The sequence below is a fragment of the Spongiactinospora sp. TRM90649 genome, assembly GCF_029382225.1.
Classification (GTDB): Bacteria; Actinomycetota; Actinomycetes; order Streptosporangiales; family Streptosporangiaceae; genus Spongiactinospora.
In genome coordinates this window covers 71345-91960 of record NZ_JARLTC010000044.1, presented here as the reverse complement: position 1 = coordinate 91960, position 20616 = coordinate 71345, and the positions used below count along the sequence as shown (strand labels likewise).

Annotated in this window: 23 protein-coding genes and 1 pseudogene; 16 read left to right on the top strand and 8 right to left on the bottom strand. The window is 66.2% G+C overall.

The features are described from left to right. From P3X83_RS38130 to P3X83_RS38120, 3 genes are all read left to right on the top strand, one after another. The coding region (locus P3X83_RS38130) for a hypothetical protein (RefSeq protein ID WP_277310255.1) at nt 1-221 on the top strand (221 nt) is incomplete at its 5' end. Beyond that, nucleotides 218-1057, top strand: coding sequence for a replication-relaxation family protein (locus P3X83_RS38125; RefSeq protein ID WP_277310254.1), 840 nt, complete (start codon nt 218-220; stop codon nt 1055-1057). The genes P3X83_RS38130 and P3X83_RS38125, both read left to right, overlap by 4 nt. Then, nucleotides 1054-1728 carry a C40 family peptidase gene (locus tag P3X83_RS38120; protein WP_277310253.1) on the top strand — a complete coding sequence of 225 codons (675 nt, stop codon included), beginning with the start codon at nt 1054-1056 and terminating at the stop codon, nt 1726-1728. The genes P3X83_RS38125 and P3X83_RS38120 overlap by 4 nt, the downstream gene beginning before the upstream one ends. A gap of 131 nt (nt 1729-1859) precedes the next feature. Here P3X83_RS38120 and P3X83_RS38115 read toward each other — a convergent pair whose 3' ends face one another. The 6 genes from P3X83_RS38115 to P3X83_RS38090 all read right to left on the bottom strand — a co-directional run bounded on the left by P3X83_RS38115 (nt 1860) and on the right by P3X83_RS38090 (nt 7225). Further along, the gene (locus P3X83_RS38115; RefSeq protein WP_277310252.1) at nt 1860-2345 is read right to left on the bottom strand and encodes a hypothetical protein; all 486 of its coding nucleotides are present in this window, start codon (nt 2343-2345) and stop codon (nt 1860-1862) included. A 242-nt stretch (nt 2346-2587) separates the two neighbouring features. Further along, nucleotides 2588-3613, bottom strand: a complete 1026-nt coding sequence (locus P3X83_RS38110; RefSeq protein ID WP_277310251.1) for a DUF932 domain-containing protein — start codon at nt 3611-3613, stop codon at nt 2588-2590. A gap of 74 nt (nt 3614-3687) precedes the next feature. Then, nucleotides 3688-4218, bottom strand: coding sequence for a magnesium chelatase domain-containing protein (locus tag P3X83_RS38105; protein ID WP_277310250.1), 531 nt, complete (start codon nt 4216-4218; stop codon nt 3688-3690). Beyond that, nucleotides 4215-5291: a DUF4192 domain-containing protein gene (locus tag P3X83_RS38100; RefSeq protein ID WP_277310249.1), complete on the bottom strand. Its 1077-nt coding sequence runs from the start codon at nt 5289-5291 to the stop codon at nt 4215-4217. The genes P3X83_RS38105 and P3X83_RS38100 overlap by 4 nt, the downstream gene beginning before the upstream one ends. 160 nt (nt 5292-5451) lie before the next feature. Next, nucleotides 5452-5862, bottom strand: coding sequence for a hypothetical protein (locus tag P3X83_RS38095; RefSeq protein ID WP_277310248.1), 411 nt, complete (start codon nt 5860-5862; stop codon nt 5452-5454). 550 nt (nt 5863-6412) lie between these two features. Beyond that, complete coding sequence (locus P3X83_RS38090; RefSeq protein WP_277310247.1) at nt 6413-7225, bottom strand: hypothetical protein; 813 nt, start codon at nt 7223-7225, stop codon at nt 6413-6415. A gap of 741 nt (nt 7226-7966) precedes the next feature. Here P3X83_RS38090 and P3X83_RS38085 point away from each other — a divergent pair. Then, nucleotides 7967-8261, top strand: a pseudogene (locus P3X83_RS38085) (transposase family protein); the annotation flags it as partial. 772 nt (nt 8262-9033) lie between these two features. Here P3X83_RS38085 and P3X83_RS38080 read toward each other — a convergent pair. Further along, entirely contained in the window at nt 9034-9570 is a 537-nt protein-coding gene (locus P3X83_RS38080) for a hypothetical protein (protein WP_277310246.1), read from the bottom strand. Between the two features lie 313 nt (nt 9571-9883). Beyond that, the gene (locus tag P3X83_RS38075; RefSeq protein ID WP_277310245.1) at nt 9884-10162 is read right to left on the bottom strand and encodes a hypothetical protein; all 279 of its coding nucleotides are present in this window, start codon (nt 10160-10162) and stop codon (nt 9884-9886) included. Nucleotides 10163-10659: 497 nt separating this feature from the next. Here P3X83_RS38075 and P3X83_RS38070 point away from each other — a divergent pair, with 497 nt between their 5' ends. The 12 genes from P3X83_RS38070 to P3X83_RS38015 all read left to right on the top strand — a co-directional run bounded on the left by P3X83_RS38070 (nt 10660) and on the right by P3X83_RS38015 (nt 20586). Continuing rightward, nucleotides 10660-11163: a hypothetical protein gene (locus tag P3X83_RS38070; protein ID WP_277310244.1), complete on the top strand. Its 504-nt coding sequence runs from the start codon at nt 10660-10662 to the stop codon at nt 11161-11163. Further along, the gene (locus P3X83_RS38065) at nt 11145-11972 is read left to right on the top strand and encodes a hypothetical protein (protein WP_277310243.1); all 828 of its coding nucleotides are present in this window, start codon (nt 11145-11147) and stop codon (nt 11970-11972) included. The genes P3X83_RS38070 and P3X83_RS38065 overlap by 19 nt, the downstream gene beginning before the upstream one ends. 78 nt (nt 11973-12050) lie before the next feature. Beyond that, a complete protein-coding gene (locus tag P3X83_RS38060; protein WP_277310242.1) occupies nt 12051-12611 on the top strand; it encodes an SAF domain-containing protein in 561 nt (186 codons plus the stop codon). A gap of 8 nt (nt 12612-12619) precedes the next feature. Then, nucleotides 12620-13339 carry a hypothetical protein gene (locus P3X83_RS38055; protein ID WP_277310241.1) on the top strand — a complete coding sequence of 240 codons (720 nt, stop codon included), beginning with the start codon at nt 12620-12622 and terminating at the stop codon, nt 13337-13339. Next, entirely contained in the window at nt 13336-14637 is a 1302-nt protein-coding gene (locus tag P3X83_RS38050; RefSeq protein WP_277310240.1) for a CpaF/VirB11 family protein, read from the top strand. The genes P3X83_RS38055 and P3X83_RS38050 overlap by 4 nt, the downstream gene beginning before the upstream one ends. Next, nucleotides 14634-15473 carry a type II secretion system F family protein gene (locus tag P3X83_RS38045; RefSeq protein WP_277310239.1) on the top strand — a complete coding sequence of 280 codons (840 nt, stop codon included), beginning with the start codon at nt 14634-14636 and terminating at the stop codon, nt 15471-15473. The genes P3X83_RS38050 and P3X83_RS38045 overlap by 4 nt, the downstream gene beginning before the upstream one ends. After that, complete coding sequence (locus P3X83_RS38040) at nt 15470-16324, top strand: type II secretion system F family protein (protein ID WP_277310238.1); 855 nt, start codon at nt 15470-15472, stop codon at nt 16322-16324. Before P3X83_RS38045 ends, P3X83_RS38040 begins: the two co-directional genes overlap by 4 nt. A 12-nt stretch (nt 16325-16336) precedes the next feature. Beyond that, a complete protein-coding gene (locus P3X83_RS38035; protein WP_277310237.1) occupies nt 16337-16573 on the top strand; it encodes a hypothetical protein in 237 nt (78 codons plus the stop codon). Beyond that, nucleotides 16570-16944, top strand: a complete 375-nt coding sequence (locus tag P3X83_RS38030; RefSeq protein ID WP_277310236.1) for a TadE family protein — start codon at nt 16570-16572, stop codon at nt 16942-16944. Before P3X83_RS38035 ends, P3X83_RS38030 begins: the two co-directional genes overlap by 4 nt. Nucleotides 16945-16967: 23 nt before the next feature. Continuing rightward, nucleotides 16968-17372 (top strand): TadE/TadG family type IV pilus assembly protein, encoded by a 405-nt coding sequence (locus P3X83_RS38025; protein ID WP_277310235.1) that lies wholly within the window; start codon nt 16968-16970, stop codon nt 17370-17372. After that, nucleotides 17369-17782: a pilus assembly protein TadG-related protein gene (locus P3X83_RS38020; RefSeq protein ID WP_277310234.1), complete on the top strand. Its 414-nt coding sequence runs from the start codon at nt 17369-17371 to the stop codon at nt 17780-17782. The genes P3X83_RS38025 and P3X83_RS38020 overlap by 4 nt, the downstream gene beginning before the upstream one ends. Next, nucleotides 17779-20586: a LysM peptidoglycan-binding domain-containing protein gene (locus P3X83_RS38015; RefSeq protein ID WP_277310233.1), complete on the top strand. Its 2808-nt coding sequence runs from the start codon at nt 17779-17781 to the stop codon at nt 20584-20586. Before P3X83_RS38020 ends, P3X83_RS38015 begins: the two co-directional genes overlap by 4 nt. The last annotated feature ends 30 nt before the right edge of the window (nt 20587-20616 follow it).

The following is a 20616-nucleotide window of genomic DNA, read 5'->3' as shown; positions in this document are numbered from 1 at the left end:
CCCATCTGGGCGCCTTCCAGGCCGCCGCCCGCCTCGTCGTGAGCTCGGCGGAAACCCCGCCGTTCACGCTGCGCACCCGCCCGCTGCCCACCTCAGATTCTGAGCGTGCGGGGCGTATCCGGGCTGCCGCCGCACAGGCGCACGGCCGTACCCCCGCCCGCCCCGAAGCCCTGCCGCAGGACGACCCACGCCAGCACTCAACAGGAGGAGATCACACATGAACGACCACTACACGCCGACCGTAATGGCGTCGCTGGCCACCCTGCTGACCGGCCGTGACCGCAGCCTGCTTCGCCTGGTCTGGGACCACACGGTCCTCACCGGTCACCAGCTCACCCGAATCGCCTTCAACGACCCGACCACCGCACGCCACCGGCTGCTCAAACTCCACCGCCTCGGCGTCCTGGACCGCTTCCGCCCCAAACCCCCACTCGGCACCGCGCCGTGGCACTACGTGCTCGGAGAACCGGGCGCCGCCGTACTGGCCACCGAGGACGGCATTGGGCTACGCGAGTTCGGTTACCGCCGAGATCGGACCATGGCGATCGCGTTCAGCCAGCGGCTCGCCCACACCGTGGGCACCAACGAGGTCTTCGCCCGCCTATACGGCAACGCCCGCCAATCAGACGGGTGCCGCCTTTCGACCTGGTGGCCCGAGGCGCGCTGCGCCGCACAATGGGGCAAACACGCCCGGCCCGACGCCTACGCCCGCTGGACCGAGAACGGCCGGCCCCTGGACTTCTTCCTCGAATACGACACCGGCACCGAGACCCTCGACAGAGTCGCCGCTAAGCTGCACGGCTACGCCGCGCTCGCCTCCGCCACTGGAATCACCACCCCAGTCCTGTTCCTGACCAGTTCCACGCGGCGGGAGGCCAACCTGCACGCCCGGCTCCAGATGTGCGCCGCCCAGGCCGGGGTACCTTGCGCGACCGCCGTGCGCAGTCCGGCTCCTGAGGGGGCCATCTGGCTGCCGCACAACCGCAGGGAAGGGCGGCTACGTCTGGCCGAACTTGCCGACCACTGGCCCCCGGCCAGCTCAGAAGAGTCCAAGTGATCGACGAGACCGGACTCACAGCCAGTCTGGCCGTGGGGGCATGCCTCGCGGTAGGCGTCGCCCTGCTCGCAGGAATGTCAAGTAGTGCACACTATGCGCTCACCTCGGCCGACGCGATCTGCAAGAAGGCCGCCCCGGTGCGACCATCCCCCCGGGAAATAAGGCCGGGCCTGCCCTCATCAGATGTGTGCGCGCAGTTGCCGGACGTGGCAACCGCACTGCTTGCCGGAGCGGAACTGGGTGTGCTCGCCGTGCAGGCCGCTCTGCGCATGCGCGGCATGCCGTACTCCTGGGGCGGCGGCGGGCCAGGCGGCCCCAGTCTCGGTATCGCACACGGTGCCCATACGCGGGGATTCGACTGCTCCGGCCTGACCGAGTACGCCTGGTCGCAAGCCGGGGCCCGGATCGGCGGGGACACCTCCGCGCAGTGGAAGGCCGGATCTCGTGTGCCCAGAAGCCAGATCGCGCCGGGGGATCTCATCTTCTTCGCCACCGACCCGGCCAGCCCGGCGACCATCCACCATGTCGGCCTGGCGATCGACGCCACTCGCATGGTGCATGCGCCGTCCACCGGCAGCACTGTACGCATCGACTCTTGGGCGGGCGTCCCGGATCGGGAACGTGAGTTCATCGGCGTCATCCGCCCGCACCGGCAGCCGGATTATCATTAGGACCGCCACGACCGGCCTGGGAACAGTCCTGGCAGTCCTCAGAAGCACTCTGTAGAGTCGGTCCGACTGATCTCAGCTTTCCGTTGATAAGAACTGAAGTTCGGTCGGAGGGCCGGTCCCTGGACCGGCCCTCACTCCTCACTCAGGCATCGTTGCAGCAGTAGGAAGCCCGGCATCGTTTCCCTAGGCCGGATGCCTACCTCAAAGATCTCCGGCTCCTCGAAGACCGGTTCTCCGCTCGGGCGACGCGCATAAGCGACGCGTCCGTAGTCGATGCCATCCTCCCGGTCGAAGCTCATCCAAGTGATGGCCTCCTGCTCTCCGTCCCGCAGGGGGTGATTGGAGACCGCGCGCACGGCGACCGTACTGGGCGGGGTGAAGATCCACACCTGGGGAACCGCCAGCACCCAGCGCAGCGCGCCGATCTCCGCCGCCTTGTCGGCCGCCCGGGTCTCGAACGCCGCTGCGGCGGCACTGTCGCGCAAGTAATCGTAGTCACTCAAGATGATCTTGCCGGTGCCTTCCATGGCGACCATCGCCGGACACTCCCGGGCCACGATGTTCTTCTCCAACCGCTCCACCGTGTCGAACAACAGATGCGCGGTCGCCTCGTTCATATCCGTCTCCGCCCCTCATGCTCGTAGCGTGCGCCGCTCCGCCAGGGTCGCAGAAACGTCTCAGCAAGGTGTGCGGGCTCAGTCAGAGGCGGCTCAGCGATTCAGCGGGGAGCCTAATGCGTAGGGCACGCTGTTCGGTGCTTCTGAACCGCTTCCCACGCGGGCGCGGCCTGCTGCGCCGGGCACGTGACCACGCACGTCTGAGGTTGCGTTCGGGCGGCATGGCATTCCCCCTCCGGGCGTCAGGCCACGACGGCGAGCGGCCGGTCCAGCACCACGGAAAGCGTGCGCAGAGTGGTCCGGTCGAGTTCCTCGACGCCGCCGGTCACCGCCCGCAGCATGTTCCGCTCGGCTCGCTCCGCGCCGCGTACGGTCTGCTCGTGGTGGGTGAAGGTGTTGACCGCCTGCACCACACCCCAGGCCGTACCTCGCCACGGCGACACGCGCATGTCGTGGTTCCACAGCCGCGCTAGGCTGTCTCGCTTGTTCTCAGCCATGGTCCGGCCACGGCCTGCTTCTGCTGGCATCGGGGCGTGCGCGTCCAGGAAGGCGCTCCACTGTCGGTGAGTGACCGATGTCCGGCACAGATCGCGCACCGCCTCGCAGAACCCGTCCGCCAAGGCGTAGACGATGTTCAGCGCCTCACGGGCTTCGGCCAACCGGAACTTCGCGTTCCGCGAATGCTTGATCTTGACCTGCTGGCCGCGTTCGGTGAGTCCGGCGGCCATCGTGTTGTCGCACACGATGTTGGTCACCGCTCGCTTGAACGTGGTCGCCAGCGATCCATCGAAAGAGGTCGCGCCGAACAGATGCGGGCGGAACTCCACCCCTTCCGGTGTCCGGATGTTGTCGGAGATCTCCACCGACACCCAGGCGACCGCGCCGCCCCGCAGCAGCCCGGCCGACCCGATCGACAACTCGGCGTCGTCCAGTAGATGAGAGATCCGGCAGATCAACCACTCGCCGTAAGGGTGCGGCTCATACCCGTCGGAGAAGATGCCCATGACGTGGCCGGTGTCGCTGCGCAGGATCGCCTGCCGTTCCGGCACCAGCGCCAGGCCGCCTCTGGGATCTTCCACATAGACAGGACTAGACAGCGCCTGCCAGCCGAACAGCCGCCGCTGGATGTCATCGACCGGGATCGCGCCGGGGTAGTGGTTCGGCTCCTCATCCTGCATGCTCGCCCGGTAGTGCCAGGCGTTTCCGCGCTTGCTGGTGAAACCGATCAGCGTGTTGGTGTTGAGCCACTTCAGTGATTCGCGGGACATCGCGCTCTGCCCTTCTTCTGGTGAGATGGGACAGGCACCGGCCGGGGCCGGTGCCTGTGGATTCCATGGGATGTCTACGGGGCGTCGCCGGTCAGCCAATCGATCACCTCGGTGAGCCCGGTCGCTGGAAGCAGCGCAGCTCCGGAGTCCTGCCCGAGGGCGTCCATGCACGCGCCGGGTACGACGACTTCGGTGATCCCGGCATGCACGGCGGCCCGCACGGCCACTGCGACACCCGCCACCGGCCGGACCGCGCCGTTCAGGCCGAGCTCGCCGAGAAACAGCCGCCCGCCCAGCCGATCCGGTGGCACCATCCCGGCCGCTGCCAGGATCACCACGCCCAACGCCAGATCAACGCTAGACGAGTAGACCGGCAGACCCTCCGGCCGCATGCTGACCCTGATCCGCTCATCGGGCCAGTGCATGCCGCTGTTAAGTACGGCGGCGCGTAGCCGGTCGCGGACAGGCCAGATCGCCGAGGCTGGGATGCCGTTGAAACGCAGCCCCGCAGGGCCGGTCACGATCTCGGCTTCGATGTCCAGAAGGTGCCCGGCTGTGCCGATGACGAGGGCCGACCGGGCAGTGGCGTGGGTCAACGCGCTCACCACCCCTCTGGTAGTACCGGCCGGGCATAGGTGGTGTTCTGACGGGCCTGGGCGGTGATCGCGTCCGCTTGGCCACCCCAATCGGTCGCGAACATCTGCGCGGGCGTCATTCCCACATCGATCGCCTGAGTGATCAGTAGCGCCATGGTGTAGCCGGGATCGGCGGACAACGCCCGTTCCAAGGCAACGCGCGCCAGCGCCCCGTCTCCCCGCGACAGCGCGGCGAACGCCACCAGCGTGGCTGGTGGGGCGGCGAAGGCAGCCGGGGCCTTGCGAGTGACCTCAGTCCACAACCGGACATGCGTGTCCGCATCCTCGTCTGCAATGCGGGTCAGCACGATGTCGCGGACCGCGACCGAGGTCAGATGCACCCCCAACCAAGCCAGGGTGGAAACGTCGAGGTCCTCCCCGGCCTGCATCCGATCCAGAGAGGCGGTGACCTGTTCCACTCCATCGCTGAACCAGTCGCGGTCTTCCCCGTCCAGTTCCCGGACCTGGGAGCACAACTGCCGCATGACGCGGTCTCCTCGTGCTCGGTCGAAGCCGGACGGCGGGTCCAGGGTCGCAACGAGCGATGCCCGGTCGGGCAGGGCGCGCATCCCCGCCAGCACCGCTGTGGCGGCGGGCACGCTGCCGGACACATCGAACGCCACCCCCTCCGCCGGGCAGCAAGACGGATTCGTGCACAGGTAGGACCAGTACCGCCCGTCGGCGACGCGCAGCGCCTCACAGACAGCGATCCCCGCATCGGCCAGGGCGGGCCGCATGGCGTCCACGACCGGCGTGGCCCGGTTTCCCGGTCCGTATCCGAGCAGTAGCACCTGCCCAATCCCGTAGCGGAGCAGAAGCCCGACGGCCTCCGTGGTGTGGTCGTCGGCGTCTGCCGCAGCCTGAGGAAGATCGAAGCGGAGGACACCTTTGGCCGTGGCTGTGTCACCGTCGATCATGATGACGACCATGCTCAGCGACGGGTGATAGCCCAGCAGGTACGGGACGATTGCGACGGCATCGGCCGGGCTCGTGATGGTGATGGTCGGCACCTGGTCGGTGGCAGGCTCGGATACCGCGGTCATGGAAGGCCTCCAGGCATGAGACAGCCCTCGGTCACGGACCGAGGGCGGATGAAAGTGGGTCAGCAAACTCAGATGCTGCGCTGAGCGGGGATTTCACGGCCATGTGCTTCATAGCGACGCGAATGAGCCGCCATATGCGCTCCTATATGGGTTGGTCCGATTACTCCCGCTCCTCGCCCGTGTGCGCTGTTTCAGATTGCGCGGCGCGGGCGAAAAGTTCCCCGGTGCGCGCCAGAAAGTAGCGGGCGGCGGCCCGGGAAGCATGAGCCAGCGCGTGATCGAACAGAGTGCCCGCCCGCGACGCGACCGGTTGTCCGGTCAGGTAGTGCCGCGCCCGCACCCGTACCCGCCGTACGGCATGCGCCGCCTCCGCGCCTTCCTGGCAGATCTGAAGGTCGACCAGATCCCACCATGCCCGTACCGCTGAACAGTAGACGGCCATGAACAGCGGTTCGGCGGTGAGCCGCTGCCCGCGCTGAAGCTGGCACACCAGTTCTGCGGACGCTGCATAGTCGGCATGACGAGCCTGTTCGATGGTGCGGGCGACGTCTTTTCCCAGTGAAACGCCCAACGTTCCTCCTTCCTCGGCGAGAGCCGGGCAATGATTACCGGAGGGCACAGCGAGGCAAGAAATGATCCATCACAGTAGCCAAACCAGCCGTCAATGCCGTACACCCCAAAGCCCTCGCCATACCGCTCACCCCGGACGCGTTGCACCTCCGTCCCCTCGGGATCTCGGGAAACACACGGCATCAGGAACGCATTCGCGCGACCCGAATCCGCGAACCGCGCTCATATAAATACAGTGACCGAACCGGCCCGGCCGTCCGCGCCCGGCGGCGCCTTCTCATTGTCGTGCGTCGCCGTGAACGACCGGGCCGTCCAGCCGCCCTGTGTCACGATCACGGTCTTCCGCACGCATCGTGAATCACACAGGAGCGGAGCGAGGTTCGCCGGTACATGCAAGCGTGTACCGGCGAATCCCGCTCTCACTTAAATACGGCAGGCTCTCCCTTTCAATCGTCCGCAGCTTTTCGATACTTTCGCGCCGATTAAGCTGATTACCGAGCAAGCGTAAAGGGTCTCAGCGCTTCGCTGAGACCCTTTATGCGTGTGGTGGGTCAGTCGTCCTGAGCTTCGGTATCGCCGTGCGTCAGCAGATCCCTGGCGTCGTCCAGACGCTCGGACAGCTTTCGCCACTCCGCCCGCGCGGCATCCCGCACACGGATCACAGCGCGCCGGGAACCGTACGCCCCGCCGTACCTCTTTTGAGCGACCTTGCTCAAGATCCCCGCGCGTCCGAGATTATCGACCTGTGCAGCTACCGCCATGACTTCCGTGATGGTCGGAAACTCCTGGCCGTCCCCGAACGCTTGCCGGAAGATGGTGGCGCTGTTCTGCGCCACATAGAACGCCGCAGCCGCCCGCGCCACGTTCTCCGCGTGCTGCGAACCCCGCGTGACCTGCGCGCCGGGTGTGGCGTCGAGCTCGCTCGCAGGCACATCGATGCGGTACCCGTTCCGCGCCGCCGCATCGCGCACAGCCCACCGCTGCAACGTCGTACGTGTGATCGTCATCTCACCGCCGTCGCGCCGGACGTAGACCCACGCCGGAGCCTCCGGCGTGCTGTCGGAAGTCGTACGGCATGAGCCGAGGATGTCGCCCAGCCGCTGAGCGAAAAGAAGAACGGCATCCTGGGTGACGTCATCCGAAACATCGTCCGTGCCGTATGGTGCGTGCCCCTGCTTGACGACGGTGGCGCTTCCGTCCATCCGTTTACGGGACCGTGTGGCATCGACCGTGCGGCAGTAGCCACGCGCCAGCCGCTGAATTGCCGCCCAGTCTTCCGCCGTCACCCGCGCCATGTCTTCCGGCGTCAGTTTCTGGCCGGGAACGCTGGCGGGAACGCACTTTCCGGGAGCGATGTTCGACATGATCTGTGTCCGCTTCTTTGCAGGGCGCGCCTCGCACGCCACACTTTCCGTTGATGAGTTCAATTCAACCTGGATGCGGTAGGCGAATCAACGACATTCGGCGTGTCTTTGCCGTTGTTGACCAATCAAAAATGGCATCCCGCCGGGAAATATGCGATCACGGGCGGCAGATGAGCGACGAAAAGAGCGAAGAAGATGTCAAACGGGAAAGTGGAAATGCATTTCTGAGACGACAGTGAAGAAGGAACTAGCTTTTCTGCGATTACACCAGCAAGATACGACTCAACCCGCACCTCTATTGGCAGCCGGGGAACGCCGGTCAGTCGGGGCACCGACCGGTCAACGCCATATGGCTTTGACCTGGGGTTACACACGGCGCCCCTCGACCACTCACAAGCGGTTGCTCATCGGTCGGCCACCGGTCATCACAGTGGTCGAGCCCGTACCGAACCCCCCGCCAGAGATGGTGCTCACAGAAGGATCCCGTCAGAATCCCAACGGGAGTTGCTGCCCCGCCCTATCTGATCGCCCGATGGCAGGCCGGCGAGAAGCAACGTGGGAAGCGACCCGAAGCTGTGCAGGTGTTCACCGTCGGGCCGGCGCATCAACCGAACCCTTTTCATCTTCTGGTGGGGGTCGGCTGATCACAGCATGATCGCGAGTGTGGCGTTCACCTGACGACGTAAGAGGCCCTGGTAGATGTGCTGATCCCCACGATCTCCATCGGACCAGCGGCTTTGAATGCTGTTCTATCGTGCCGCGCTGCCGTTGTCGTCCCAGACGCTGAACCACTTGGCTGGCGTTTTGCGCCGTCACCGCCGCGCGATCCGATCGACCCCGCGACGGCTCAGCTCTCCCCAGCCAGCCCTGCTGGTCCTGGTCCACCTGCGTGGCCGCCGACCGGCCTTACTACTCCGGCAAGCACGAACAGCACGGAATGAACGTTCAGGTCCTGGCCACCCGGGATGGCACGCCACTGTGGACCTCCGGGTCCCTGCCGGGCTCGGTGCACGACCTGAAGGCGGCGCGCATCTGGGGTTTCACCCGCCGCCTGGCTGGCCACCGACATGGTGACGCTCGCCGACAAAGCGTACGTCGGCGCAGGCTGGCGCGTGCTGGTGCCGGGAAAAGTCTCACTCTATATACTATACGTGGGATCCGCCGTGCTGAGATAATTCTGAAAGAGACCTCGGACTTGAGCGCGAAATTGGCCCGTCTGACCATTTCCTGGCGTGACATCATTCTGCCATCTATGGCCTCGACGACCGAGATACTGCGTGACGCTGGGAGAAGCGCTATTAGAGACAAAGACGGTCTTAGTCTTTCCCAAGTCGGCATCAAGTCCGCCGAACCCTCGCGCGAGACCCAACTTTAATGCCGTCAAATAATACTTGCATTCAATGGCGAATAGGCCGTTACTACTTCTAGGGGCGGCCGAAAGTACGCGGCTCTGCTGAGCTTCGTCACGGGAAAGCACAAGAACGTCGCACTCATGTAGCACACCAGAGCTACCCTGGATCTGGACTCCGACATGCGCTTCAAGTGGGGTAGCCTGCCCAAATCCAATCACAGCATGAGTATATGGCCGTGTCCGAGAGTATAGGCGCCCCGGACTGGTTCGAAAGGTTAGCTGGCTGACGGGATTGCCACTTACATCCTCGAAACGAACTAACGCTCCACAGCTGACCGCCTCGGCGACCACAAGCGCAAACACGTAACCCTCATATATGTCGTGTACCTTAGCCCCCGAATCATATGATGTTGGGCGAGCGCTAAGATGGCCGCGCAGTTCAGCAAGCAGATCATCCTCAATGCTCACGCGATACCCCCGCAGTCAGTTGATCCAAAATTCCGATGACCCTCTGAGCCATGGATGCCCATTCACCGTGAGGCTCCAGGTCGATTTCTACTTCATACCGATCTACTACATCTTCGTCGGGGAGGAAGCGGACTCGTTCGATACGGACTTCCTGATGAGCGCCCTGAACCCCAAGAAGTGTCATTTGTTCGGCCTCAATTTTAGGCACCTCAGCCAAAATGCGACGAAGAGCGGAAATGAGTAGCAGGACCCTTTCCTCGGTGGACATTGCACGCGTGGTCAGGCGGGGAGGCTCTTTACTTCGAGGGCCGGACCTCGGTAACTCCACCTCCACAAGATCGTCTTGCCGGACAGTCTCGAACCAGGCACTCTCCGCCTTATGACTTCTAGAACGTCGACGTACGGTCTTTTCCACCTGCGCTGAGACGCCAACCTGAATCGCCTCGTCAACTTGTTGCAGTATCCAGCCCATCCCGAGATCTGCTAGGACTGTGCGCAGTTGACGCTCAATTTCATCCGCAGCCATAGTCCGTCTCCATGCTTTGGCCTGTGTCGCGCGAATTGCTTTATCTCTAGACAGCCATACCGTGACCACATAGTACCAGCTAGGGGTGCATCCTACACAGATACTATGGCGACCCACTGGTTCGCACCGAACCTCCTCACCGCGAGCTCCTTGGTCGTAATGGTGAACCTTTTTCATCCTCGACCGGGCCAGTAGTTCTTGAATGCGGTGATGGCCTTGCCTGGGAGAGCGGCCTTGCTGGCTGCATCAGGACTTGCGAGAGATGGCCATCTCTTAGTGGGCGTCTAATCCCGGGTTTCTGTCTGATCTCAGGTCAGGTGCCGCGCCAGGTTGGTGTGGATTCGCCGGTGAGGCGACGGCTCATGAGGTCGATCATCGCGATGTGGATCATCGCCTGGGAGCTGGCCGGCCGGGTTCCGTAGTCGCGAACCAGGCGGCGATGGAGTATGAGTCGGCCCAGAATCCGCTCGGCGACCCAGCGGCGAGGCGTCGGGCTGAAGCCTCTGGTGGCGGGGGCGCGACAGACGATGTGCATGTCGATATCGAGGGTGGTGACGTGTTCGACGACGTGCTGGAGGTAGCCGCCCTCCACCCAGGACTTGCGCCTACACACCCAGATTTTTCGCCGCTTCCGTGGCCTTCGCCCCCGATCTTGAAGGGCTCGACTCCTTCGTTCCGCCCAGCCCAGGTCGGCAAGATCTCGTTGACGGCGGTCAGGGCAGCCGGGGAGAGTCAGGTCAACGGACGCGGCACTCGCCTCCTGTGATCACCGTGGTTTCCGGCACAGGTACGGATCTGCACTCCTAGCTTGATCACGAGATCTCCCTGCCGCTGCGACAGGGCCTCGGCGAGCTCATCAAGGTCAACGCGAGTGGTCTCGGCGTCACCACCGTCTGGCGGAATGGATCGGAGTTGCTCAATCCCAGGTAATGCTTGAACCGTGAGACCTCTAATCGGATGGGGACCAGCGCTAGCCTGACCGGTGACGCTACGCAGTAGATCACTCTCTGATTGTTAGGACATCGGTTGGTGCGTGTCGTTTCTCCCCATAAGAGGGCCTTGTCAATAGTCGCGACGGTTCTTGCTGCCATGAGCGCCGTGGTCGCCTGCCAGCCCGATGGCGTTGCTCCCCAGCCCACGCGTACGGCAGCGTTGCCCTCGGTCACTCCTACTCCCACTCCGACATCGGACCGCGACGCGGTTCTGGCGGCCTACCGCGCCCTTTATCGAGAAGGCCCTCGTGCCGAGCGCGCTCACCCCAAAGAGCGGAGGGCGATCCTCAAACAGGTGGCGACCTGGCCACTTCTGGACTCGATGCTTGAGGGCATCGCCGCGCTTCGAGCCGACGGACGGATGACCTACGGGTACCCGATCTTCCGCTTCTTCGACGTCCAGATCGGCGGTGACCGAGCCGCTTTGCACGATTGCCAGGACGCCCGAAACGTCGGCCAAGCAGATGAAAAGACTGGAAAACGCCTCAGCCACGGTGTGACCGGCACCCACATGGTCGCCGCTCTCATCAAGGAGTCGGACGGTATGTGGCGGGTCGCGAAGGTCGATCAGTTGAAGGTGCCGTGTTCGTCGGCGGCATGAGGTGTCTCCTCGCAGCTGGAATGGCCTTCCTTCCGATTCGAATCGCCGACGAAGGGGATGACGCGGGTGCGTCGGCTCAACAACTTAAGTACCTCATCTGGGCGCGCCAGAAGCCTCGTTCAGGATCGGGGACCACGGCTAGCGAGACGGCAGATCCCGAGGTCACGTGCTCCCGCCAACGCTGGCCGGTCAACGGGCAGAGCGATGGGGTGCAGTCTGTCGATCCCGCCAGCGGCGGAAGCCACTACCTCATTGAGTGTTCCAACGGCTTCCGTGACATCGCCTGGGACGTAAGCGGGGACCTCATCTCGATCAGACCGGACTACGATCCCCGTGTATCTGCGGAGAAGCTCGCTCGCCGTGCTTACCGGCAGATCCCGATCCCCGTGCCGAAGCTGCTCACAGCGCCACCACGCGGTCGCGACGGACTTGTCGGACTCCCTCACTGGTTTTGGCTCGCCGACGGTCAGTGGGCCGCCAAGTCCAAGCGCCTGCGTGCCGGAGCCGTCTGGGTCAAAGCCACCGCCGCACCACAGCAAATGACCATCAACGCTGGCGACGGACGCACATTTACCTGCAGCGGCCCCGGAAACGCCTATAACCACAGCCTGTCCCCTGACCAGCAAAGATCCACCTGCTCCTATCTGTACACCCACCCCGCCCACGCCTACCGCGTCACTGTCTCAGTGACCTGGGAGGGAACCTGGCAAGGTTCAGGCGGGCTCGGCGGCACCCTGCCACCGATCACACGGTCGGTCACCTTCCCCGTCCGCGTCGTCGAAGCCCAAACGCTCGTTGTGAGGGAGTAGCCCCCGATGTTGCTTCAGCGGCTCAAGCCACCTAGAGAGACGGCCCAGATACGTCCGCTGCCGGCCCGGCGTAGCCCGATGATCCTCGTGGCGAGTATCGGGCTGACCGCGCTGGGGGCGTTGCTTGCCTGGCAGGTGTACGGCATCGCCGGCCATCGCACGCCGGTGCTGATCATGGTCCGTGATGTGCCGATCGGACAGCACCTCGCGGCGCAGGATCTGCGGACGGTCGCGCTCGGCCTAGATCCGGGCGTCCAGGCTCTGGAGGCGACCGAGAAGGGCGTGGTCATCGGCAAACGCGCTGCGGTGGATCTGAAGGCGGGCGGGTTGCTGTCTGGGACGCAAGTGACCGACGCGTTGGTTCCGGCACCGGGTGAGACGATCGTGCCAGTAGCGCTCAAACCCAGCCGACTCCCGGCCCGGGGCATCCAGTCCGGCGACCAGATCACAGTCACCGCCGCACAGGCGAGTGCCACGCCGCCGGTGGACCACACGGCGCGCGTCGATCGGGTTGGTCCAGTGGATGCGGATGGGCTGGTCGTCGTCGATCTGATCGTCCCAGCCTCGAACGGCACGGCGCTGGCTCGCCAGGCCGCCGATGGTGAGATCGCCCTCGTTCTCCGCTCACGGGCCGGGTGAACGACACGATGTTGATCGTCGTGTGCTCCGGCGGGCACAGCCCCGGGGTGACCACAACCGGGCTGGCGCTCGCGCTCACCTGGCCGCGTGATGTGCTGCTGGCCGAATGCGACCCGGCCGGCGGCAGCCTGCTGTCCGGCTACCTGGTGGGACAGCCCCAGGAACGCGGTCTGGGTGAATGGGCGGTGCTGTTGCGGCGCGGCGCCGATCCGGCCGAAACCCTCACCGAACAGGTCGTCCATCTGACCAGCGAGCAACGGTGCCGGATTCTGCCGGGGCTGGCCGAGCCCGCCCAGCTATCGTTGGTGCAGCCGTTGTGGCCGACCATCGCCAAGACCTTCGCCGCCGCGCCGGGCGATGTCATCGCCGACCTTGGGCGGATCGGCGGCTCCGACACTCCGGCACCGCTCCTGGCCGCCGCCGATGAGGTGCTGGTGGTGGCCCGGCCGGTTCTGCGAGATCTGTCAGTGCTCGCTCCGCGGATGAAGACGCTGCCCCGTGCGCGGGTGCTGCTCGCAGGGACTGGACCTTACACCTCCAGGGAAGTGGCCAAAGCCCTCGGCGTCGCGGTGGCCGATCACCTGCCGCACGACGCACGTGCCGCGACGCTGCTCAGCCACGGCGTCGGCAACGCCCGCCACCTGGCGCGTTCTCTGCTGGTCCGCTCCGCCCGATCCCTGGCGAACACCCTGTCCGAGCGGGCCCTACCAGAGGTGGCACTGTCGTGAGTTTCGCTGTGCAGCAGGCGGTACGGGAGATCCTGCCGCAAGTCACCCAGGCGCTCGATGACGTCGACATCACAGGAGATGAGGCCGTCCGGGAGCATGCCCGGGCCGCCATCATCGACCTGGTCCGCGCCTACGCCGACGGGCGGGCGCTGGCAGGCAGGCAAACGCCCACCCTGCTTGAGGAACGCGTACTCGCCGAGGCCGTCTACAACGAGATCTTCGCGCTCGGCCGATTGCAGCCGTTCGTCGACGACCCACAGGTGGAGAACATCGACGTCAACGGCTGTGACCAGGTATGGATCACCTACCGCGACGGCAGCAAGATGGCCGGTCCGCCGATCGCCGACAGTGACGAGGACCTGATCGGCAACGTCCGCCGCTGGGCCGCCTACCAGGGCCAGACCGCGCGGGACTTCTCCATAGCCCGCCCCCGGCTGCACCTGTCCGTCGGGCAACAGACCCGCATCGCCGCGCTGATGGGGGTCACCCCGCGTCCGTCTCTGTCGATCCGCCGGCACGGCATGCTCCACTCCGACCTGGACGACCTGATGGCCACCGGCACCCTGGACAAGGGGCTGCGCTCGTTCTTGGGCGCTGCCGTACGGGCCCACAAGGACATCGTGATCACCGGTGGGATGGGCGACGGCAAGACGACCTTCGCCCGGGCACTGGCCGCCGAGATCGACCCCGATGAGCGGATCGCCACCGTGGAGAAGGAGTACGAACTTTTCCTGCACCGCCAGCCCGACCGGCACCGCGACGTACTCGCGCTGGAGGCCCGCGAAGGCAACACCGAAGGGCTGGGTGCGATCACGATGCACCAGCTCATCGCTGATGCGCTGCGGTTCAACGCCCGCCGGATCATCGTCGGCGAAGTCCGCGGCGACGAGCTCGTGCCGATGCTGGAAGCGATGAACACCGGCGGTTCAGGCTCCATCTGCACCATGCACGCCGACTCGGCCGAACAGGTCTTCGCCCGGATGCTGATCCTCGCCGGCTCGGACGGCCTGTCCATCGCGCCGGAAACACTGTTCCGCACCATCGGGATGGCCGTGGACTTCGTCGTCCACCTGCGGCACGAGCTGCACCACGCTCTGGACGGGCCTGTCAACCATCGCTTCGTCGCCGAGGTCCATGAGGTGCTCCCACCGGGAGATGGAATGGAGCCGGCGGTCAACCGCGTCTATGTGCCGGGACCGGATGGCCGTGCCGTGTCGAACACGATCCCCCAGTGCGTGGACGAGCTGGTGGATGCCGGATTCGACGTGGGATTGTTCACCGGCTGGGGGCTGGTGTGACCGGGCTGCTCGCCGCGCTGGCGGGGGCACTACTGGTCACCGGGCCGCTGCTGGCCATCGCCGCCAGCCGCCCGGTTCGGATACGGCCACCGCATCCGAAACGACGGCGGCTGCCACCGATCCCGGCCAAGGCAGCCCTATGCGTCCTCGGCATCTTCGCCGTGACCTGGTGGGCGACGGGCTGGCCGGTCGCCGCCGCCGGGGCCGCCGCAGGCGCGGTCACGCTGCCGCGCATGCTGACCAACCGCAACACGGTGCGGCGGATCAGACGTCTGGAGGCTCTGGAGGTCTGGACCCGGCATTTGGCCGACGTCCTGGGCGGCAGCGCGGGCCTGGAAGAGGCGCTCCGGTCCAGCGCGGACAACCCGCCCGCCCCTATCGCCGCCGAGGTACGGGCGCTGGCGCGACGGCTCGCCTACCGCATGCCGACCGGGCAGGCGCTGCGCGCGTTCGCCGATGACCTGGACGACCCTACCGGCGACATGATCGCCGCCGCTCTCATCCTTGCCTGCCAGGCCCGCGGCAAAGGGCTGCGCGAGGTCCTGCACGGACTGGCTCGTACCGTGGCCAAAGACGTCGCCGCGCGGCGGGACATCGATGCTGAACGGGCCACACACCGCACCACCGCCCGGTGGGTCGTCGGGGCACTGCTCGGCTACACGGGTTTCGCGCTACTCAACCGCACCTATGTCGCCCCGCTGGGCACGGTCGGCGGGCAGGCAGTGCTCGCGGCAGTGATCGCTTTGTACGCCGGCGCGTTCACCTGGCTGCACCGCCTGGCCCAGCCGCCGAAGGCCCATCGGTTCCTCAACCAGACGGCGGAGCGACGGTCGTGATCGGCCTCGTCCTGGCCTCCGGCGCGCTGCTCGGCCTCGGGTTGAGCCTAGCGATCACGGCCGTCGCACCAGTTGCGCCCGCGCTCGCCCCGGCGATGGAACGACTCCAGCCCGGCGCAACCGATACCCAGTCCGGCCGAGGCTGGCGGTCGCTGCTGGCGCGGAGGCTCCCGGTCACCGTGCCCCGTGCGGACCTGGCGCTGATCGGCAAGACCGCTGAGGACTACCTCACGCAGAAGGCCGTGATGATCGGCCTTGGTGCCGCCGGGCCACCGGTGTTGTGGGCATGTTGCTGGCTACTGGGTGTCACATTGCCGTGGGTGGTCACCTGGGGGGCGTGCGCTGCCTTCGCCGCTGCGGTGTTCTTCGCCCCGGACGCAGCGGTGCGCGGGCAGGCCGGCGAGGCACGGGCAGCGTTTCGACAGGCCATCATCGCCTACCTGGACCTGGTGGCACTCACCCGCGCAGCCGGGGCCGGACCAGCCGAAGCGCTGGGGTCGGCGGCCAAGGCCGGAGAGGGCTGGACGTTTCGGCGGCTCGCTCACGCCCTTGACCCTGCCCGCCGTACCACCGGCGGCGCGTGGGATGAGCTCACCCGCCTGTCCGACGAGATCGACGTCCCCGAGCTCGGCGAGGTCGCCGCCATCGCCCAGGTCGCAGGCACTCGGGGTGCGGGGATCCTCGACACCCTCATGGCCAAGGCCCAGTCCCTACGCGAGGCCGGACTGTCCGCCGCGACAGCCTCGGCCCGCTCGCGTACCGAGACCATGACCGTCCCGATGGCGCTGTCGGTCATCGGTTTCCTGCTACTGCTCGGCTATCCCGCATTCGCCCGGATGACCGGCGGCTGACCATTTCGGAGGTTGTTCATGATGATCTATCGATATCTCCTCGCGGTGGCCGCCCGCTGGGAACGGCTGCGATCCACTATCGAACGCCGTACAGGCCGGGGAACAGAACAGGGTGTGGGCCAGGGTTCGGAGTACGGCGGCTCCACGGTGGAATGGGTGGTCATCGCCGCCGTGGTCTTCCTTCTTGCCGTCGCCGTTGGCGCGAAGATCACCGGTGTCGTCAACGAACATCTCGCCAAGATCAAATGACCGGCCAGGAACGGGGATCGGCCACCCTGGAAGCCACGGTCATCTACCCCGCAGTACTCCTGCTGATCCTCCTCACGGTCAATGTCGCGATGTGGTTCCACGCACGCAGCATCGCCCTGTCCGCCGCACAGGAAGGGCTGCGAGCAGGCCGCGCTCACGGGACCGATCTCGCGGCCGGACGCGCGGCGGCCCGCAACTTCATCCGGCAGACCGGCGGATCCTTCCTCACCTCCTCAAGCGTCCGAGCCGAACGCACCCGGGACAGCGTGCAGGTGGTCGTTACCGGCCGGGCGATCAGCCTGATCCCATTGTTCGACCTGGGGGTGGAGCAGGTCGCCCGCGCTCCGCTGGAACGATGGACCTCCGAATGACCGCACCCGCAGAGAATGGTTCGATGACGCTGGAGGCAGCGATCATCGCTCCCGCGCTGGCCGCCCTGGTCCTGGCGATGATCGGGTTCGGCCGGATCACCCTCGCCCACGGCGCGATCGACGCCGCCGCGCGTGATGCCGCGCGACAGGCATCCATCGCCCGCAATGCGACCGCTGCGCGTTCAGCCGCTCTGGCCAGCGCCCATGCCGCGCTGGCGCGTGAGGGCTTGGCTTGCACGCCGTCGGTGACCGTGAACACCGCCGCCTTCTCCGCCCCGGCCGGTAGGTCGGCCGTGGTGGTAGCCCGGGTTTCCTGCCAGGTGGACCTGACCGACATCGTCCTGCCCGGACTCCCCGGATCCAAGCAGCTGACCAGCGAGTTCACCAGCCCGATCGACCCCTACCGAGCCAAAGGCGATCAGCGGTGAACGCCGAGCGGGGTTCGGTCACCGCGTTCGCCGCAGTCATCTCGCTGGCATTGCTGGTCTGCGCCGGGCTGGTGGTGGACGGCGGCGCCAAGATCCAGGCCTACCGCCATGCGTACGCGATCGCCGAAGAGGCGGCCCGTGCCGGAGCCGGACGTGTCGACACCAGTCGCGCCTACATGGGCGGTCGCATCGAGACTCGCCCCTCCCACGCCCTGACGGCTGCCCGCGCTTACCTGACATCGGCTGGCCGTATAGGCGAAGTCGTCGCGGTAGGCGGCCGGGCCGTCCAGGTCACCGTTACCGCCTCCCGGCCGACCCGTCTACTGTCGTTGATTGGCATCGACCAGGTGACGGCCACGGCCACCGCCACGGCGCAACTGTTCCACGGCATCGAGCAAGGGCGACCATGACGATCCGGCCGCACCACCCGATTCTCAGGCGGATCGCTGCAGCCACGATGCTGGCCGCATTCCTGGCCGGAATCCCCTCCGTCCTGTTGACGTTCTTCTGGCCGATCGACCTTCCCACAGTCGATGATCTGGCCGGCCCCGGCGAGCCCGTGGTGATCAAGACGCTGCTGCTGGCCGTGGTGTGGACGTGCTGGGCGTTGTTCAGCTGGGCGGTCCTGGTCGAGGTGGCCGGGGTGATCCGAAACCGGCCCAGCCAGGTAAGGCTGCCGTTCCAGCGCCTGGCGGCGTACCTGATCACGGCCATCACCATTACCGCGACCGCGCCGGTCGCCGCGCCGCGCGGCCTGCCCCCAGCCGCAGCGGCCACCCCTGACGCATCACCACATGCCCCGCCGGCTCAGGAAAGAGAAGACAAGACGGTTCAGACGCATCAGACCTACGTAGTGCAACCTCGGGACACTCTGTGGAACATCGCCGAACGACATCTCAGCGACCCGATGCGCTACCAGGAGATCGCCGCCCTGAACCACGGCCGCACCATGACCGACGGGCACACCTTCACCCACGGCGACTGGCTCCGCCCCGGCTGGACACTGCACCTGCCCAACGACGCTGGGAGCACATCGCCGAACGCCAGTCTTCGCACGCACACCGTGACCTCCGGCGACACCCTCTGGGATATCGCCGAACGCCATCTTGACGCCGGCCACCGCTACAAGGAGATCTTCCGGCTCAACAAGAACCGCCCCCAAGCAGGTGGGGAGGGGCTGACCCGCCCCGGTGTCCTGGAACCAGACTGGCGACTGATCCTTCCCGAACGCAAACGCGAGCCCCGTAACCCCGGACACAATCGTCATCAGGCTGCGCCACCTCTCACACCCTCACTCGCACCGATGCTGGCCAGCCCGCCACATGGCGCCACCCCGCCGCCCACTGGCACGTTCCTGCATCACGACACCGAATCACCCTGCCCGGCGACCGAGCCTGCACCGGCTCAGCCTTCTCGCCATGAGAATGATCCACCCGAAACGGCTACCGAGTCCGCCCCTGAGCAGAAACCGGCAACGGCCGCCTCTCCCGATATGGTCGCACTGCCCGGCGGGGGCATGATGGCGATCTCCTTCGCCGCGGGCGTGGCCGTCGCCTTGGCCGCCATCAGGCTGCGCCGACGGCGCGAACTCACCATGCCAGGCATTGACGAACCGATCAGTATGCCCGTCCCCGAGCCGCACCCGCCGACCGTACGCGCCCTGGAAAGGGCATTCCACCAGACCACCACCGATACCGGTTCGGTGGACGACTTCGCCGTGCTCACGTCATCCTTCACCACCGACCCGCCTGCTCTACTCCAAATCGGTATCCGTGACCAGACCACCGTCTCGCTCTCGTTGGCCGGGGTGAACCTGGCCCTGACGGGCCCCGGCACCGACGACTGCCTACGCGCGATCGTGCTCGGCCTGCTCGCCCAAGCCGATCAACACCGCGCCGAAGTCATCATTCCCACCGCCGACGCCGAAGCATGGTTCGGTGCATCTATTCACACCATGGCCGACCACTTGCCTGGCTTGCGGCTCACCGCCACCCTGGATGCGGCCATCGACCACCTTGAAGAACAGTTCGTCATTCGCCGCCGCCTGCTACGCGATCATGACAGCAACGACATTCCCGCGCTGCGTGAGACCGAGCCGGACGAACCGCTGCCCGCCCTGCTGCTGGTCGCCACCTGCCCCGGCGGCCGCCCCTACCTGGACACCCTCATGGGCATAGCCGCCGCCTTCGGTGCCGGGGCCGTCCTGGCCGGACACTCAGCCTCCGGCAGTGTCTGCACGATCGACTCCGACCATACGGTCACAGAAGCGACCGGCGACCTCGCCCGCGAACTTCGTGACGCAACCTTGTTCCACCTGCCGCTGGATGGGGCGCAAACAACTCTGCGCACGCTCGCCACCGCTCACGGCCTGCCCCACGAATCTCCCAAGCCCTCCGACTCACCCGGACGCCCGGCAGGCCCACAGCCTCCGCCGCCCGCGCCGTCTACTTCGGACGCTCCGCCTGTCCGCTTCGCCATCCTCGGATCACCCACCATCGAGATCAACGGTACGGAACTCGATCTGACCGGCCGCGCCAAGGCACTGGAACTGTTCGTCCTGCTCGCGGTCCATCCCACAGGTCTGGACCGTGAGCAGATCTGCGAGCACCTATGGCCGGACGTGGAAGAGACCCTCGCCGGATACCGCTTCCACGCCGCGCTCAAAGATCTGCGCGCCGCCCTGCGCACCGCCGCCGACCCCGACGGAAAGGCGGCCACGTTCATCGAACGTAGCGGCACCACCTATCGCATCGCGCCTGGAGGCGTCGATGTGGACCTATGGGCCATGCACCGCGCCCTCGCAGACGCCCGCACCGCCACCAGCGAAGAGACCAAGACCGACGCACTGGAAACCGTCGCCCGCCTATGCCGCGGCCCGCTGGGACACGGCCTGCGCTACGAATGGCTGGACCAGGACCACCGCTGGCCACTCACCGTCGCCACCGTCAAAGCACTCCTGCAACTCGGGGCCCTGCACGAACACGCCAGACGACACGAACGCGCTTTGGAGATCTACGACCAGGCCTGCGCTCTGGATCCTGACATGGAAGCCGCAGCCCGATCCGCCATCCGCCTGCTGAACACCCTCGGCCGCACCGACGAAGCCCGCCTCCGGGCCCGCCACCTCAAAGCCCGCCTCGACACCCTTGGTGTGGAATGCTCTCCAGAAACGCGGGCGCTCCTCGATAGCACTAGTCCGCGCGCCGCGAGTTGAAGTGCCATCTGTGGACCTGCGGACTCAACC

Excerpts from the sequence above, each read along its gene's own strand:
- P3X83_RS38125 (WP_277310254.1), top strand. The coding sequence starts at position 218 with ATGAACGACCACTACACGCCGACCGTAATGGCGTCGCTGGCCACCCTG.
- P3X83_RS38115 (WP_277310252.1), bottom strand. The coding sequence starts at position 2,345 with ATGAACGAGGCGACCGCGCATCTGTTGTTCGACACGGTGGAGCGGTTG.
- P3X83_RS38110 (WP_277310251.1), bottom strand. The coding sequence starts at position 3,613 with ATGTCCCGCGAATCACTGAAGTGGCTCAACACCAACACGCTGATCGGT.
- P3X83_RS38100 (WP_277310249.1), bottom strand. The coding sequence starts at position 5,291 with ATGACCGCGGTATCCGAGCCTGCCACCGACCAGGTGCCGACCATCACC.
- P3X83_RS38090 (WP_277310247.1), bottom strand. The coding sequence starts at position 7,225 with ATGTCGAACATCGCTCCCGGAAAGTGCGTTCCCGCCAGCGTTCCCGGC.
- P3X83_RS38080 (WP_277310246.1), bottom strand. The coding sequence starts at position 9,570 with ATGGCTGCGGATGAAATTGAGCGTCAACTGCGCACAGTCCTAGCAGAT.
- P3X83_RS38070 (WP_277310244.1), top strand. The coding sequence starts at position 10,660 with ATGAGCGCCGTGGTCGCCTGCCAGCCCGATGGCGTTGCTCCCCAGCCC.
- P3X83_RS38060 (WP_277310242.1), top strand. The coding sequence starts at position 12,051 with ATGATCCTCGTGGCGAGTATCGGGCTGACCGCGCTGGGGGCGTTGCTT.
- P3X83_RS38055 (WP_277310241.1), top strand. The coding sequence starts at position 12,620 with ATGTTGATCGTCGTGTGCTCCGGCGGGCACAGCCCCGGGGTGACCACA.
- P3X83_RS38030 (WP_277310236.1), top strand. The coding sequence starts at position 16,570 with ATGACCGGCCAGGAACGGGGATCGGCCACCCTGGAAGCCACGGTCATC.
- P3X83_RS38025 (WP_277310235.1), top strand. The coding sequence starts at position 16,968 with ATGACGCTGGAGGCAGCGATCATCGCTCCCGCGCTGGCCGCCCTGGTC.
- P3X83_RS38015 (WP_277310233.1), top strand. The coding sequence starts at position 17,779 with ATGACGATCCGGCCGCACCACCCGATTCTCAGGCGGATCGCTGCAGCC.